Origin of the sequence: Phnomibacter ginsenosidimutans, assembly GCF_009740285.1 — a bacterium.
GTDB classification, from domain to species: Bacteria; Bacteroidota; Bacteroidia; order Chitinophagales; family Chitinophagaceae; genus Phnomibacter; species Phnomibacter ginsenosidimutans.
The window spans coordinates 340,370-356,269 of the sequence record NZ_CP046566.1; the positions used below are offsets into that span (position 1 = coordinate 340,370).

11 protein-coding genes are annotated in these 15,900 nt (G+C 47.8%); 8 read left to right on the forward strand and 3 right to left on the reverse strand.

The annotated features are described in order from the left end of the window. Positions 1–5 precede the first annotated feature (5 nt). The 3 genes from GLV81_RS01385 to GLV81_RS01395 all read left to right on the forward strand — a co-directional run bounded on the left by GLV81_RS01385 (position 6) and on the right by GLV81_RS01395 (position 6,175). Entirely contained in the window at positions 6–1,364 is a 1,359-nt protein-coding gene (locus tag GLV81_RS01385; protein ID WP_157476166.1) for a RagB/SusD family nutrient uptake outer membrane protein, read from the forward strand. Between the two features lie 182 nt (positions 1,365–1,546). Beyond that, the gene (locus GLV81_RS01390; protein ID WP_157476172.1) at positions 1,547–4,666 is read left to right on the forward strand and encodes a SusC/RagA family TonB-linked outer membrane protein; all 3,120 of its coding nucleotides are present in this window, start codon (positions 1,547–1,549) and stop codon (positions 4,664–4,666) included. Positions 4,667–4,684: 18 nt separating this feature from the next. Next, positions 4,685–6,175, forward strand: coding sequence for a RagB/SusD family nutrient uptake outer membrane protein (locus tag GLV81_RS01395; RefSeq protein ID WP_157476174.1), 1,491 nt, complete (start codon positions 4,685–4,687; stop codon positions 6,173–6,175). 102 nt (positions 6,176–6,277) lie between these two features. Here GLV81_RS01395 and GLV81_RS01400 read toward each other — a convergent pair whose 3' ends face one another. Then, positions 6,278–7,453, reverse strand: coding sequence for a thiolase family protein (locus tag GLV81_RS01400; RefSeq protein ID WP_157476176.1), 1,176 nt, complete (start codon positions 7,451–7,453; stop codon positions 6,278–6,280). Between the two features lie 318 nt (positions 7,454–7,771). Here GLV81_RS01400 and GLV81_RS01405 point away from each other — a divergent pair, with 318 nt between their 5' ends. Continuing rightward, on the forward strand, positions 7,772–8,833 hold the full coding sequence (locus tag GLV81_RS01405) for a quinone-dependent dihydroorotate dehydrogenase (protein WP_157476178.1): 1,062 nt from the start codon (positions 7,772–7,774) through the stop codon (positions 8,831–8,833). 49 nt (positions 8,834–8,882) lie between these two features. Next, entirely contained in the window at positions 8,883–9,686 is an 804-nt protein-coding gene (locus GLV81_RS01410) for a TerC family protein (RefSeq protein WP_157476180.1), read from the forward strand. 21 nt (positions 9,687–9,707) lie between these two features. On the opposite strand, the gene GLV81_RS01415 is transcribed toward GLV81_RS01410, so the two are convergent. Together GLV81_RS01415 and dnaB are read right to left on the reverse strand one after the other, a co-directional pair. Continuing rightward, a complete protein-coding gene (locus GLV81_RS01415) occupies positions 9,708–10,430 on the reverse strand; it encodes an RsmE family RNA methyltransferase (RefSeq protein WP_157476182.1) in 723 nt (240 codons plus the stop codon). Positions 10,431–10,540: 110 nt separating this feature from the next. Next, complete coding sequence (gene dnaB / locus GLV81_RS01420; protein ID WP_246186169.1) at positions 10,541–12,202, reverse strand: replicative DNA helicase; 1,662 nt, start codon at positions 12,200–12,202, stop codon at positions 10,541–10,543. 489 nt (positions 12,203–12,691) lie between these two features. Here dnaB and pheT point away from each other — a divergent pair, with 489 nt between their 5' ends. The 3 genes from pheT to GLV81_RS01435 all read left to right on the forward strand — a co-directional run bounded on the left by pheT (position 12,692) and on the right by GLV81_RS01435 (position 15,836). Then, entirely contained in the window at positions 12,692–15,148 is a 2,457-nt protein-coding gene (pheT, locus tag GLV81_RS01425) for a phenylalanine--tRNA ligase subunit beta (RefSeq protein ID WP_157476184.1), read from the forward strand. A 72-nt stretch (positions 15,149–15,220) separates the two neighbouring features. Beyond that, positions 15,221–15,514: a hypothetical protein gene (locus tag GLV81_RS01430; RefSeq protein ID WP_157476186.1), complete on the forward strand. Its 294-nt coding sequence runs from the start codon at positions 15,221–15,223 to the stop codon at positions 15,512–15,514. A 10-nt stretch (positions 15,515–15,524) separates the two neighbouring features. Further along, a complete protein-coding gene (locus tag GLV81_RS01435) occupies positions 15,525–15,836 on the forward strand; it encodes a cell division protein ZapA (RefSeq protein WP_157476188.1) in 312 nt (103 codons plus the stop codon). Positions 15,837–15,900: the final 64 nt, after the last annotated feature.

The following is a 15,900-nucleotide window of genomic DNA, read 5'->3' on the forward strand; positions in this document are numbered from 1 at the left end:
CGAACATGACAAAGAAAATATCGATATCTCTACTTGTTGCTGCTACGCTGTTTGCAAGCAGCTGCGATAAAAAATTGAATTTGCAGGACCCACAGGCAATTGATGCCACAACTGCATTGAGTACCGATGACCGGGTAAAAAAAGTACTGATAGGTAACTATGCAGCGCTTGGCAGTGCATCACTCTACGGTGGCGATGTACTCTGGATGAGCGAATTGCTGGCCAGCGATGGTGAACTGACATGGGTGGGAACCTTCCCCGACCCTCGCCAGATTTGGGGTAAAAACATGCTGGTGAATAACTCAAACGCATTTGCAACGTATGCAGCCGCTTACCGGGTTATTTATAACAGCAACAATATCCTCGCCAACTTGAGTGTGGTGAAAACCGCCGATCAGCCAAAAGTGGAAGGCGAAGCCAAATTTCAACGTGCTCTTGCCTATTTTGAACTTGTAAAGTTCTTCGGCGAAAAGCCTTATGTAGCTGGTAGCACCACTACGCTCAAAGGTGTTCCTGTAATTACCACCCCCGGACCAAGTGCTCCGCAAAGTACCGAATACAACCTGCCCCGTGCTTCTGTGGAAGCTGTTTACCAGCAGGTAATTCAAGACCTTACCGATGCGGAAAGCAAACTGCCAAACACCAACGGTGTATATGCCAACAAACCATCAGCTCAGCTGGCACTGGCCCGTGTGTATTTGCAACAAGCTAAGTTTACCGAAGCCAGAGATGCCGCCAACAGGTGTATTACTACGGCTACGGCTAACGGTTTCTCGCTGGTATCAGGCTATGACGCTGCATTTAATAACGCTGCCAACACCAGAGAAGATTTGTTTGCCATGCAGTACAACCTGGTATCGGGTACAAACTCTTGCTTTACCTACTTTAGCACAGGTACTTACGGTGCACGTGATGGTGACATTGAGGTTACCGATAAGCACATGAATAAATATGCTGCCGGCGATACCCGTAAAGATTTGTTCTTCTTTGACGCTGGTGCCTACCGTGTTGGCAAGTGGAGAGACAACTACAGAAACGTAAAAGTGTTCCGTTTGGCCGAAGCTTACCTCACCCGTGCTGAATGTAATGCCCGTTTGGGTCAGAATGCTGCTTCTGTAGCTGCTGATATCAAACTCATTCGTGACCGTGCAGGTTTGCCTGAACTGGCAGCACCCACTTTGGCGCAAATCCTTAACGAACGTGAGCTGGAATTGGCCTTTGAAGGCCAGGGCATTTGGGATGCCAAGCGCCTGAAGCTTTCTGTTGATGGCCGCTCTTGGGATGATCCAAAGTTGACTTTCCCAATGCCTTTGAGAGAAAGAAACATCAATGGCGGGTTAGATCAGAATCCTGGCTACAACTAAGCCTCATATCAGTTTAGTTTTCATTACCACCGGCAGCTTGTTTTCAAGCTGCCGGTTTTTTTATCATTTGTAGTTCGATAGTGTGTTATGCTATTTTTTAGCCGGAAGTAGATGAAATTTTACCAACCATAACTTTTGGTTATATCAATTTCCTACATTTGAGTTAACAAAAAACTAACAACATGAGAAGAATGGTATTGCTGCTAATGGCGGCAATTCTTCCTTCGCTAATGCTATTGGCGCAAGGCAAGAAAATTTCAGGTACAGTTTCGGATGGAGCAGGCAAGCCAATTGACGGTGCAACCGTACTGGCAAAAGGTGCTGCCAAAAATGGTACATCTACCGATGCCAACGGCAAATTCGAACTTACCGTTCCCGAGTCAGTGAAAAGTATTGTTATCTCAGCTGTGGGCTATGAGTCACAGGAAATTGCCCTTGCCGGCAAAACATCTTTTGCCGTATCTATGAAAGAGGTAGCTACGCAAGAAATGGGCGATGTAATTGTAACCGGCGTGGCTGGTGCTACCAACCGAAAGAAAATGACTGTATCGGTAGCCAAGGTTTCTGCTGAGCAATTGCAGGCTGTGCCAGCCTCATCGGCTTCCAACGCCCTTGCGGGTAAGGTTGCCGGTTTGAAAACTTCAGCTGTAAATGGTAACCCCGGCCAAGGTGCAGACTTGCTGCTGCGTGGCGACAATAACCTGAGCACCAGCTCCCAGCCCCTCATTTTAGTGGATGGTATCATCCTTTCCGGTAGCCTCGCCGATATCAACATCGACGACGTAGAATCGATGGAAGTGGTAAAGGGTGCTGCGGCATCTGCCCTCTATGGTTCTCGTGCAGGTAACGGTGTAATTTCTGTTATCACCAAGCGTGGTAAGGGCATTGCTACCAATAAGCCTGTTATTACTGTTCGTAATGAATTTGGTGTTCAGAATCTGCAACATTATCTCGAAACTTCTCAGAGCCACTATTATGCATTGGCCAGCGATTGGGAAACTGCCAAAGGCAAATACACCAAGTATGCAGGTGTTACTTATCCTGCCAACTACTTAGGCGCCGGCTATAACCCCGGAATTTCTGGTAGCCGTGCTATTGATGCTGATGGTTACATGGACAACCCTTATGGTGTAAACAGAAACCAACAAGCAGAGTTCTTCAGAACCGGCATGAACATGGTAAACTTCATTTCTGTTGCCAACAGAACAGAGAAGAATAACATTTACCTGTCATTTGAAAACAACAAGCAAGAAGGTGTGGTGAAACTGACTGATGGTTATTCTCGTCAGAACTTCCGCTTCAACATCGACCAGAACATTACTCCTTGGTTGCGTTTCAGCGCTTCAAACCTGTTCATCAATACTTCTTCTAAAACACCAGGTGCCGCCAGCGGTTTGTTTTACAACATTGCCCGTATGGAAAAAGACGTGAACCTGTTTGCTGAAAACCCCGATGGTCAGCCATATTACCTGCGTGTAAACAACTTCAACGCAGAAATTACCAACCCGCTGTATCCTTTGTACAAGCAAAAAATCAGCAACACATCTCGCCGTTGGTTAGCTAATTATTCTGCCAATATCAAGTTTGCTTCTTGGGCAGATTTGGATGTGGCTCAAACCATTGAAATCCGTAACAGTCGTTCTGGTACCATCAACCCACAAGATACATGGACCCGCTCTGGCGGTACTGCTGCTACCAATGGTATGTCTTACTCTGGTGGCGGTATGTCTCAGTCTACCAACGAGTCAAAAACCGCTAACACGCAGGTTACTTTGAACTTGTCGCACAAATTTGGTGACTTCAACACAAGAGCAAAGTTGTCGTACCTCTATGAAAACAGACACTATGAGAGCAACTATATTTCTGCTTCTCAGTTCCGTATTTCTGGTATCGAAAACTTCGAAAACTTTACGACCATCAACGACGCTTCTTCTTACATAGAAAACGAAAAAGCCCAGAACTACTTCGCTATCCTGGGTGGCGACTGGAAAGAAAAAGTATTGTTGGATGGTATGTTCCGTTACGATGGTTCTTCATTGTTTGGACCAGAAGCCCGCTGGAACCCTTACTACCGCGTATCAGCAGGTTACCGTTTGTCTGAAGACCTTAAAATCAAAGGCATCGACGAATTGAAGATTCGTGCTGCTTATGGTACTGCGGGTATTCGCCCTGGTTTCGACTGGCAGTATGAAGTGTACGACCTCAACAATGGTGTAGCTGTTGCCAGCCAAAAAGGTAACAACTTCCTGAAGCCTTCTCAAACCGCTGAAAAGGAAATTGGTCTGAATGTTGACTTCCTCAAGAAGTTCAGTTTCGAAATGACTTATGCTGAATCTGAAACAAAAGACCAGTTCCTGAACGTGCCATTGATTCCTTTCCTGAATGATGGTTTCAACAGCCAGTGGCAAAATGCCGGTACCATTAAATCCAATACATTGGAATTTACGTTTGGTGCCAACTGGATTAAGAAGAAAAATTTCTCTTGGAGAACAACTGTAGTATTCTCAAGAGTGAAGCAGCGCATTACCGAACTGCCCATTGCTCCTTATTTGGCTAGTGGTCAGGATTACAACGGTGACCAGAACATCTTCTACATTAAGGGTGGTGAAATTTATGGAGCCATTTATGGTTACAAAATGGTACGCACCCTCGACGAAATGTCGAAGCAACTGCCTGCCGGCAAAACCATTGCTGACTTCGAGGTAAACAGCGAAGGTTATGTAATTGCCAAAGGCACACAGGGCAAGCCCAACGAATTGCCTATTAAAATGCTGAATGCAGATGGCACGCCTTGGTATGGCAAAATTGGCAATGGTAACCCCGACTTTGTAGCCGGTATCACCAACACCATCAACTTCAAAAACTTCCAGTTATACCTGTTGCTCGACTGGAAACAAGGTGGCGATATTTATAACGGTAAAGAACAGCGCCTTACTTTCAACTACGTAAGCCAAAAGCAAGACATGACCAACGTACCTACTGCCAGCAAAAGAGCTGCTGCATATTGGGGTACTGGTATGTATGATGCCAACAATGCCAATGCGTATTGGGTGGAAGATGGTACTTACCTGAAAGTACGTGAACTGGCCATTGGCTACACCGTGCCTTCTAAATACCTGAGCACTGTGTTCAATGGTTTCATTAAAGGCTTCAATGCTAAAGTGGTGGGCCGCAACCTGCTTACCTTCTCTAACTACTCTGGTTACGATCCTGAAGTGGGTACTATCCGTTACCCTGTTGATGGCATCAACGCCAACCCCATTTACAGAAACTACGCTGTTTCTCTTTCTTTCAATTTCTAATCTGTCAATTCATTCACAATGAAGAATATCAAAAAACTACTCTTCTCAGCAGCCCTGTTATCTGCCTTGATGGTGGGCTGTAAAAAAGAAGAACTTCAAGTAGCCAACGAAAACGACCCTGACTTTTTGAAAGTGTATGCCAAAGGGGATGACGTTGAAAACGTTGCATCAGGTTTGTTCAACACCGTTTTTCACGGCGAACACGATTTTACTGGCGTACAAATGATGATGGCAGTAGCTGCCGATCATGCAACCTGCTCATGGGGTAATGCCGGTATGCGGGATATGTCGTGGGAACCAAGAAACTTCGGTTGGAACAACTCGCCCAGCTACAGCAACAGCGGTGTGCTAAAAGCTACTTACGATAAAATGTATTCCGCCATTTCTACTTCTAACCTGGTAATAAAAGCGGTAAATGGTGGTGTAAACATTGGCGACAATGGTGCAAACAACAACAGAGCTCTGGCGGTGGCCCGTTTCATTCAGGGTATTTCTTATGGCAACCTCGCACTGTTGTTCGACAAGGCACATGTAGTAGATGAAGTCACTTCTGTAGATGGCGTGTTGGAAACAGCCGTGCCTTACAGCGAAGTAGCTAAAGCAGCTCTCGGCTATCTCGACAAAGCCATTGTACTGGCTGGCAATTCTTTTACCATTCCGGCCAGCTGGTTTGGTACCCCCGCCGATATTTCCAGTGCCGACTTTAAGAAAATGTGTAACACGGCCGCTGCCCGTATTCTCTCTTACCTGCCCCGCAATAAAACCGAACTGGCGGCTGTAGATTGGGCTAAAGTGAAAACTTATGCTGATGCTGGCATCACTTCCGACTGGAAGATTGTAATGGATGGTACTACCAAGTGGTACTTCGAAGCAGGTGACTACCTCACATATCCTGGTTGGGGTCGTACTGATATGTATGTGGTGAACCTGATGGACAACACGCAGCCCCAGCATTGGGATGATGTAGCTTCTTTCCCTCACCCACCTGCATCTACCAATCCTCAGGACAAGCGTTTGTTGTCAGATTTTGAATACCTCGCTTCTAACGACTTCCTGGCTGCCCGTGGTTACTACCATTTTTCTAACTACCGCAACTCTCGTTACGATGCGGTATACGTTGCCGCTATTGGCGAAAAGCCACAAGTAATGAAGGCTGAAAATGACATGCTTCGTGCTGAGGCCCGTGCTTACACCGGTGATTTGGCTGGTGCGGCTACAATCATCAACACTGGCACTCGTGTTACACGTGGTCAAATGGCACCGGTGGCTGCCAATCTTGCCGATATCGTAAAAGCCATTCACCACGAAAGACATGTTGAATTGTATACAACTGGTATGGGTGTACAGTTTTTTGAAATGCGTAAGCTAAACCTGCTGCAAAAAGGTACACCCCTGCATTTCCCTATTCCGGCTAAGATTCTGGAACTGTTTAAGCAAACCACTTTCTACACCTTTGGTTATTTGGCCAATGCTGATGGAAAGGGTACTTCTAACGGTGGCTGGAGATAAGCTCATCAGTACTAGTACTGCATAAAATATAAGCGCCACTTCAACTGAAGTGGCGCTTATTATTTGTACCTGCTTGTTGGTGAAAAAGAATGCAAAAGTGTATTACAAACGTTCAATTACTCCCGCAATACCCTGACCACCACCCACACAGGCCGTTACCATGCTGTATTTTTTGTTGAGGCGTTTCAAATCGTGCAGGGTTTGAATGGTAAGCTTGGCACCGGTACAACCCAACGGATGGCCCAATGCAATGGCGCCACCATTAATATTCACGATATCAGGGTTCAATCCAACCTCACGAATCACTGCCAGCGATTGCGAAGCAAAAGCTTCATTCAATTCTACCAAATCAATATCGCCCAGCTGCAAGCCTGCCTGCTGCAAAGCCTTGGGAATAGCTGCTACAGGGCCAATGCCCATGAGCCTTGGCTCTACTCCGGCCACTGCACAAGACACTATTCTGCCAATAGGAGTGAGGCTCAATTCTTTCACCATGCGTTCACTCATCACCACTACAAAAGCAGCACCATCGTTGGTTTGTGAGGCATTGCCTGCAGTCACTGTTCCATCAGCCGCAAATACTGGTTTCAGTTTGGCCAGTGCTTCCAGGTTGGTATCCGTGCGGGGGCCTTCGTCTGTATCTACCACGTACTTTTTGGTAGCACGTTTTCCTTTTTCGTTCAGGTACACTTCTTCTACAGTGATGGGCAGAATGCCTTCTTTAAAATAGCCGTTTTGAATGGCGGCAATGGCCTTCATGTGGCTGTTGTAGCTAAACTGGTCCCGATCTTCCCGGTTCACGTTGTATTCTTTGGCCACCGCTTCGGCAGTTAGGCCCATACTTAGGTAGTAGTCGGGTTCGGTGCTGGCAACGGTGTAGTTGGGCACGGTTTTCCAACCGGCTGTAGGTACCAGGCTCATGCTTTCTACACCGCCAGCCACAATACACTCGGCCATACCGCTTCTGATTTTTGCCGAAGCAATGGCAATGGTTTCCAACCCACTGGCGCAGTAGCGGTTTACGGTCATGCCTGGCGCACCTACACCCAAGGCTCTGGCGCTAATGATGCGGCCAATTTGCAAACCCTGCTCGGCCTCAGGTACGGCATTACCTACAATCACATCATCTACCCGCTTGGGGTCGAGCTGGGGCAGGCTGGCCATCACGCCTTTTATCACATCTACTGCTAAATCGTCGGGGCGAACAAAACGAAAACCGCCTCTTTTACTCTTGGCTACTGCCGTGCGGTATCCGGCTACTATGTAAGCGTCTTGCATAGGTGCATCGTTGTTTAAGATGGCTAAAATAATGAAAATAGTTGTTTATGCAACTAAATTATGAAAGCCGAAACAGTTGATGGTTGGTAGTTGATGGTTGTTGGGAACCACAGCAAAGATGTTGGATGTTAGATGACAGATGTTAGTCTGCGTATCTATCCAAGCATAGTTAGTGGTTGGTTGTAATGGTGTTGTAAATCCGTGATAATCTGTTTTATCCGAGCAAATCCGCGTCCCATTGTCTTGTCCCATAATCCGAGTCCTATCAATTCTGCGGCTATCTCCACCAACCCCAACGGATAGCATTAATTTCGCGGCATGTTTTACAAAATCATTCGCAGCATCCTCTTTCTTTTTCCGCCCGAAGCCGTGCACCATTTTGCCATGAACTGGCTGGGCCGTATTTGCAGCATCGGCTGGCTAAAAGGATTGATGAAAAAAATATACAGCGTCAGCAAACCATCATTGGTTACTACGGTGGCGGGCATTGCTTTTCCCAACAAAGTGGGATTGGCAGCAGGCTTCGATAAGAATGCCAAATACCTGAATGAGCTCGATGCACTGGGTTTCGGTTTTGTAGAAATAGGCACGGTTACACCAAGGGCACAGGATGGCAATCCGCAGCCAAGATTGTTTCGCCTGCCTGAAGACAAGGCCCTCATCAACCGCATGGGTTTTAACAATGAAGGCGCTGATGCCGCGGTGGAACGATTGAAAGCATGGCGCCAACGTTTTCAATTGTACCGCAAAGGCGGCCAACCAGGCCAAATGATTATAGGTGGCAACATTGGCAAAAACAAAACCACACCCAACGAAAACGCTTATCTCGACTATGACATTTGCTTTCGCAAGTTGGCGCCGTACGTCGATTTTTTTGTGGTGAATGTGAGCAGCCCTAATACGCCGGGCTTGCGGGCCCTGCAAGAAAAAGATGCCTTGCGGACCATTTTGGTACACCTGCAACAGCTGCGCAGCGAAACGAATGAACAGCTGCCCATCTTTCTGAAAATAGCACCCGATTTGACTGACGAACAAATAGCGGATGTGGCGAGTCTGGCTATCGAAATCAACCTCGATGGCATTGTGGCCACCAACACCACCATCAGCCGGGCCAACCTGAGTGATGCTGGTAAAATACGTGCTGGTGAAGCGGGAGATGGCGGTTTGAGCGGTGCCCCTGTACGTGTCCGTTCTACAGAGGTTGTGCGTTTGTTGCGTAGTCATTTACCAGCCCATATTCCCATCATAGCATCGGGTGGTATTTTTACGGCAGCCGATGCCAAAGAAAAACTGGATGCCGGTGCCCAACTGGTACAAGTTTGGACGGGCTTCATTTATGAAGGCCCTGCCATTGCCAAAAACATTTTGCAACAATTATAAGTGGTGGTAAACGCCTGCTTGCTTTACCTAATTTTGCTGCTCTTATACTATGGAACATTTATTTACTTCAGAAGCCATTATCAGCTTCGTTATTCTGGTGATACTCGAAGTAGTACTCGGTATCGACAACGTTATTTTCGTGAGCCTCATTATGAACCGCCTGCCCGAATCGAAGCGGAAAAAGGCCCGTACTTACTGGATGATTTTTGGCATCATCAGTAGGAGTGCGTTACTGTTTGCACTCAGCTGGTTGCTGGAGCAAAAAGGCAAGGCCTTGTTTACCATCAATGGCAAAGGTTTTGATTTGGCCAGCATTGTGATGTTGTTTGGCGGTTTGTTTTTGATGTACAAATCGGTAAAAGAAATTCACCACAAACTGGAAGGGGAAGACCCGGCCATGACCACCGGAAAGGCTGCCGCACTTGGCTTTGCACAAGCCATGGCGCAAATCGTACTCATCGACATGGTGTTTTCATTCGACAGTATTCTTACTGCTGGTGGTACCGCCAAGCACTTAGAAATTATGATTGCTGCGGTAGTCATTGCCATGCTGGTGATGTTCTTGTTTAGCCCGAAAATCTCAGGCTTTATTGCCAAGCACCCAACCTTGAAAATGTTGGCTCTTTCTTTCTTGGTCATGATTGGCTTGAGCCTGATTATAGAAGGATGGGATAGCGAAGCAGCGCATGAACTCCACATGAAAAACTACATCTACTTTGGTATGGCATTCAGTTTTGCTGTAGAACTGCTAAACATGGTGATGCGCAAAAAAATGGAAAAACAAAGAGTGGTGCGCCTGAATGTGCCTACACTTACCGAGCCCGCCAAAGACTACGACGACATGGCTAAATAGCACGTATTTGTGCAACATGCCTTAGGGCAACAAACACAGCAGGCTGGCCCCCACCACGCCTGCTGTTTCTGTTCTCAGGCGGGTGTCGCCCAAGGATACGGCGGCAAAATTCTGTTGTATGGCCTGCACTATTTCTGCCTCGGTAAAATCACCTTCGGGACCAATGAGCAACAAACTATCCGTCATGCCGGGCTTTACGGCGTGGGCCAGGTGATGCTTTTCAAAATCGGCGCAATGCGCTATCCATTTGCTGTGGTAATCAACCTCGCTGGCAGCTACCTGCTGCATCAATGCCTCATACGTGAGTGGCTGATGTAAAATGGGCAACCAGGCTTGCTGGCTTTGCAGCATGGCACTGATACAAATGCTGTTGAGCCGTTCGTAGCGGAAATGCTCCCGCACAGTGCGGTGGCAGGTGATAGGAAAAATTTCGGCAACGCCCAGCTCTGTGGCTTTTTCCAAAAACCACTCCAGCCGGGCCGTGTTTTTTAGCGGCGAAATAGCCATGCCCACTTTACGATGCACCTGCCGTGGCTGCTGCTGCAATGCAAGCACGTTCACCATGCATTGTTTTTTGCCTAATGTTTGAATGGTCGCATTTCCGGTTAAGCCAGTACCATTCGTAAGTACCAATGCATCGCCTTCCCGCATCCGCAACACTTGTACATGTTTGGCGGCAGCTTCATCCAGCGCTACCGGTCCGTTGCTGCTGAGTGCAGGCAAATAAAACCAGGGCATTTCCATGCGGTAAAGGTAAGCGGCGCTTTGTGTTTGAAGACATTGCGACGATGCACCAAAAGAAAAAAGCGAAGCATTGTTGTCAACGCTTCGCTTTGTATAAAATGTTGCTGCTGTTAAATCAGCTCTTCTTCGTCAAAACCATCATCAAAGTTTTGCATGTCGTTCATGCGGCTGGGTTTTTCGATGAACAATGCAGCACCACTACCAGCACCTGCTTCACCGCCACTCAGCTTTTTAAAGTTGCCGGCATTGCCAAACGGATTTTCATCGCCTTCGTCAAAATCAACAAAGCGCTGAATGTGCAGCTGGCCCTGCAGCTTCACCATGTCCAACTGACCATTACGGTGCTTGGCTATTTTAATAAGCGTTTCACCCTTATTGCTTTCGCCGTTTTCGTTTTGGTTGATTTCGTAGTACTCAGGGCGATAGAGGAACATTACCATGTCGGCATCTTGTTCGATGGCACCCGATTCACGAAGGTCGCTCAGCTGAGGAATCTTGTTGCCTTCTTTTCGGCTTTCTACCGCACGACTCAACTGGCTCAGGGCAATGATGGGAATGTTCAATTCCTTGGCCAGGCCTTTGAGTGAACGGGAGATAGTACTGATTTCCTGTTCACGGTTCATGTTGCGGTTTTCGCTGCCTCCGCTCATCAGCTGCAGGTAGTCGATGATGATCATGCCAACCTTATGCTTGTTCACCATGCGTCGTGCCTTTGCCCGCAATTCAAAAATGTTGAGGGCTGCCGTATCATCGAGGTAAATGGGTGCTTCGGTGAGGCGCTGAATGCCTTTGGTGTAGAGCTGTTGCATCTCATGGTCTTCAAGGTGACCACGGGAAATTTTTTCCATCGGCACCTGGCTTTCGGCACTCAGGATACGTTGTACCAACTGGGCGTTACTCATTTCCAAACTAAACAAACCCACAGGCGTAGGCCGCACCGGATGCAGGGCCGCATTGCGGGCCAGGTTCAGGGCAAACGCCGTTTTACCCACCGAAGGACGGGCCGCCACAATAATCAAGTCGGTAGGCTGGAAGCCGTTGGTGATTTTATCGAGCTTGGTGAAGCCGCTGGGCACACCGGAAATATCTTCTGTTTTGTTGCGCAGTTCTTCAATGCGGTTTACCGCCACGGCCAGCACGTTGGTGATTTCTTCAAAGTTGCGCTTGGCAAAACTGTTGCTCACTTCAAAGAGTTTGCCTTCAGCATCGTCGAGCAAATCGAAAGCATCGCTGGTGTCTTCAAAAGCATCGCTGATCACCTCGCCGCTGATGCGGATGAGTTCCCGTTGAATGAACTTTTGCACCAGGATTTTACAGTGCGTTTCAATGTGGGCACTGCTCACCACAGCATTGGTGAGCTTAGTGATTTTGTAGGGACCATCCACTGCGTCGAGTTCGCCGCGGCGGCGCAGTTCTTCTACTACAGTCAGCAAGTCGATAGGCATGTTTTTTTGCTGCAGGCCCATCATAGCGCTGTAAATGCGCTGGTGTTTGTAATCGTAAAAAACAGAAGGATTCACCAGTTCGCTGGCCACGTCGAAGGCGCTTTTTTCAAGCATAATGGCACCCAGTACAGCTTCTTCCAGCTCCAGTGCCTGCGGTGGTTTTTTGCCAAACAGCAGGTTGGTGTTGGCGGTTACATCGGGGGTGCCTTTGCCCGTCCGCCGTTTTTTATCTTTCCCGAGGTTCGTAATTTCCATGAGTTGCTTGTCCAAAAGTTGTGTACCAATTACCCTTGTTGTCCGTCCTTTTTCAACGTCTTTCTCAGCCATACCGGGCCATTTTTTTGGGGCCAAAAAGTCCGCTCACCAATACCTGTAGGTATTCGTCAGAAGCGGAGAATGGCCACCGGTTGGCGTGGCTCGGCTACCTTGGTTGGGAAGTCGTTTTCCGTAAAAGGAAGTCGAAGGTAAAGGCAAAAAAACCATTCTAAAATGACCTCTTCACAAATATTTTATTCCATGCGATGTGCACAAGAAACCCGGGTTTATTCCAATAGCAGCTGGGTTTATACACAGCCACGGCGGGTATTTACACAAACTCAAGTATTTGTAAATGTGTTGTACACAATTACTTGTGTGTAAATAAACCGCTGTTAAAAAGGGGTTTGTACCCTGTTTTTTACATCACAATTTGGACTTCAACAACTGTTGAAACGACCCCGACAGGCGCTGCTCCACAAGCCTGAAAAGGCGGGTATTTTTTGCCCTACAAGCAGGCCCCACAGCCCGTATCTTTGCGGCCCAAGTTTTAATAGCAACATGACGATATCGTACAAATGGCTTTGTGAATACCTGCCCGTGGGCGAAAGCCTTCCGGCAGAATTGGTGGAACCCGAAAAGCTGTCGAAAATACTGACCGCCGTAGGGCTCGAAGTTGAAAGCCTCGACTATTATGAAAGCCTGAAAGGTGGTCTGAAAGGCGTGGTGATTGGTGAAGTGCTGACTTGTGCCAAGCATCCTGATGCCGATAAATTATCCATTACTACTGTAAGCATTGGCGAAGGCGAACCTTTGCAAATTGTGTGCGGTGCGCCCAATGTGGCCGCCGGCCAAAAAGTGGTGGTAGCTACCGTGGGCAGCACCATTTACCCCAGCACCGGCGAACCACTCACCATGAAGAAGGCCAAAATCAGGGGCGTGGAAAGCCACGGCATGATATGCGCTGAAGATGAAATTGGTATGGGCAGCAGCCACGCCGGTATTTTGGTGCTGGATGAAAAGGCCGTGCCCGGTACTCCGGCTGCGGAGTATTTCCAACTGTATACAGACTGGATTTATGAAATAGGGCTTACGCCCAACCGCATGGATGCCATGAGCCACCTGGGTGTAGCTAAAGATGTGTGTGCTTACCTGAGTCACCACCACAAAAAACATATCGCTGTAAAAACGCCGCTGAAAAACAATTCACTGAAAGCTTCAGAAACAGTAAAACTGCCTATTGAAGTTGTGATTGAAAATACAGAAGCCTGTCAGCGCTATGCTGGTGTAAGCATTGCCGGTGTTACGGTAAAAGAAAGTCCTGATTGGCTGAAGGACAAACTCAAGAGCATTGGTTTGCGCCCCATCAACAATATAGTGGACGTTACGAATTTTATTTTGCACGAAACGGGTCAGCCGCTGCATGCTTTTGATGCCGACAAAATTGCCGGTGGCAAAGTGCTGGTGAAAAACCTGCCCGAAGGAACGCCGTTTGTAACCCTCGATGAAAAGGAACGCAAACTAAACGAAGCCGACCTGATGATTTGCAATGCCAACAGCGAAGGCATGTGCATTGGCGGTGTGTTTGGCGGTTTGCATAGTGGTGTGAGCGATACTACCACCAACATCTTTTTGGAAAGTGCCTGGTTTCATCCTGTGAGCATTCGCAAAACTTCGTTTCGTCATGGCTTGCGTACCGATGCTGCCACCCGCTTTGAGAAAGGCGTAGACATCAGCAATACCGTAGCCGTGCTCAAGCGGGCTGCCGCTTTGATACTGGAAACAGGCGGTGGCGAAATTGCCAGCGATGTGGTGGATGTGTACCCCAACCCCAAAGAGAAAAAGCAGGTTGCGATTAAATATCATTACCTCAAAAAACTGAGTGGTAAAAATTATCACCCCGATGCGGTAAAGCAAATACTGGAAGCACTCGGTTTTGAATTTATCAAAGAAGGGCAGGATGATTTGTGGTTTGCTGTGCCTTTCAGCAAGCCCGATATTTCTTTGCCTGCCGATATCGTAGAAGAAATCATGCGGATAGATGGCTACGACAACGTAGAAATTCCGGCCGTGATTTCGATGGCGCCATCCAACGACCTGCTGGGCCCCGAAGAAGCCCTGAAAGAAAAGGTAGCCAACTATCTGGTAGGCCTGGGTTTCAACGAAATGCTCACCAACAGCATTACCAACAGCAAATACTATACAGCAGAAGTTGTTGCCGGCGGGGTAAAAATGCTAAACAACCTGAGTGCCGATTTGGATATGCTGCGGCCATCGATGATGGAAACTGGTTTGGAAAGCATTCTCAACAACCTCAACCGCAAAAACAACCAACTGCAACTGTTTGAATTTGGTAAAACTTACCACAGTGCAGGCGTGGGCAACTACAGCGAAAAACGCATGCTCACGTTGTTTGTAACCGGCGAAGCCACCAATGCACATTGGCGCAGCACCGGTGCTCCTAAAGATTTGTTTTACCTCAAAGCTGCTGTGGCCAATCTGCTCAGCATTATTGGTTTGCAAAGTGTGCAACTCATTCCCTACAGCAGCGATGAACTGAACGGATTGGAAGTGTTGCTGAATGGTAAGCAAAGCATTGGTGTAGTTGGTTTCATTGGCAACGCCAAGCTGCGTCGCTTCGATATTAAGCAGCCGGTGCTGATGGCCAACCTCAACTGGGACAGTATATTGACAGCTGCCTTGCAGCAAAAAGTGTCGTACAAAGAGCTGGCCAAGTATCCTGCAGTAGAAAGGGACCTGGCTTTGGTGCTGGACAAAGCCGTGAGCTTTGCACAAATAGAAGCAGCGGTACAACAGGTAAAACTGCCCCGCTTGCAAAGCATGCGCCTGTTTGATGTATTTGAAAGCGACAAACTGGGTGCCGGCAAAAAATCGCTGGCCATCAAGTTTGTGTTTCAGGATGCCGAAAAAACACTGACCGACAGCGATGTGGAAAGCATGGTAGGCAAACTGATGAAGACATTTGAAAAAGAACTGCAGGCCGAAATCAGAAAGTAATCCACCATGTGCAGCCCGTCGCTTACTGCAGCGGGCTGCACAATATCTTTACAGCGCATTATCTTCATTGCCATGCCACAAGATGCCACCGCCTATTTTCAGCAACTCTCCGGTAAATTGCAGCAACTCGGCCGCATGCAGGAGCAATTGCTGAAAGACAACGAAAAGCTTCGTCAGGAAGCGGCTGCCCTGAGGGAAGCTGCCAAGGCATCGCAGGAAGAAATAGCCGGCCTGAAAGAACAGGTGGCCATTTTGCAAACAGCCACCGGCCATTTGGACGAAGCCAGCCGCAAGGATTTTGAAAAACGCATCAATCAGTATCTCCGCGATATTGACAAAGTGATAGCCCATTTGAACACCGCTTAAGCATTGACCTGTGAGTGAACTCATTCCCATCACCATTACCGTCGGCGACCGTAGCTACCGCATCAAAGTAGAGCCGGAGCACGAAGAGTCTGTTCGCAAAACAGCCCGCTTTATTCACGATAAAGTGCAGGAGTTCAAACAGCAGTTTGCCGGCAAAGACATGCAGGACTATGTGTCAATGGCATTGATTTGGTTTGCTACCCAAAACGCCCAGCAGGTGCAGGGCCAGCTGCTGTCGCAGGAGCTGGAAGAGGGCTTCAACAGGCTGGATGCCATGCTGGATAAACAGATTGCTGCACTGGGTGCTGAAGGAAATGCGTAACCCATTTTCTTGTTTGATCTAGCAAGCGTTATCTGCTAATAGTAGGGCATAGTACCTTTGATTT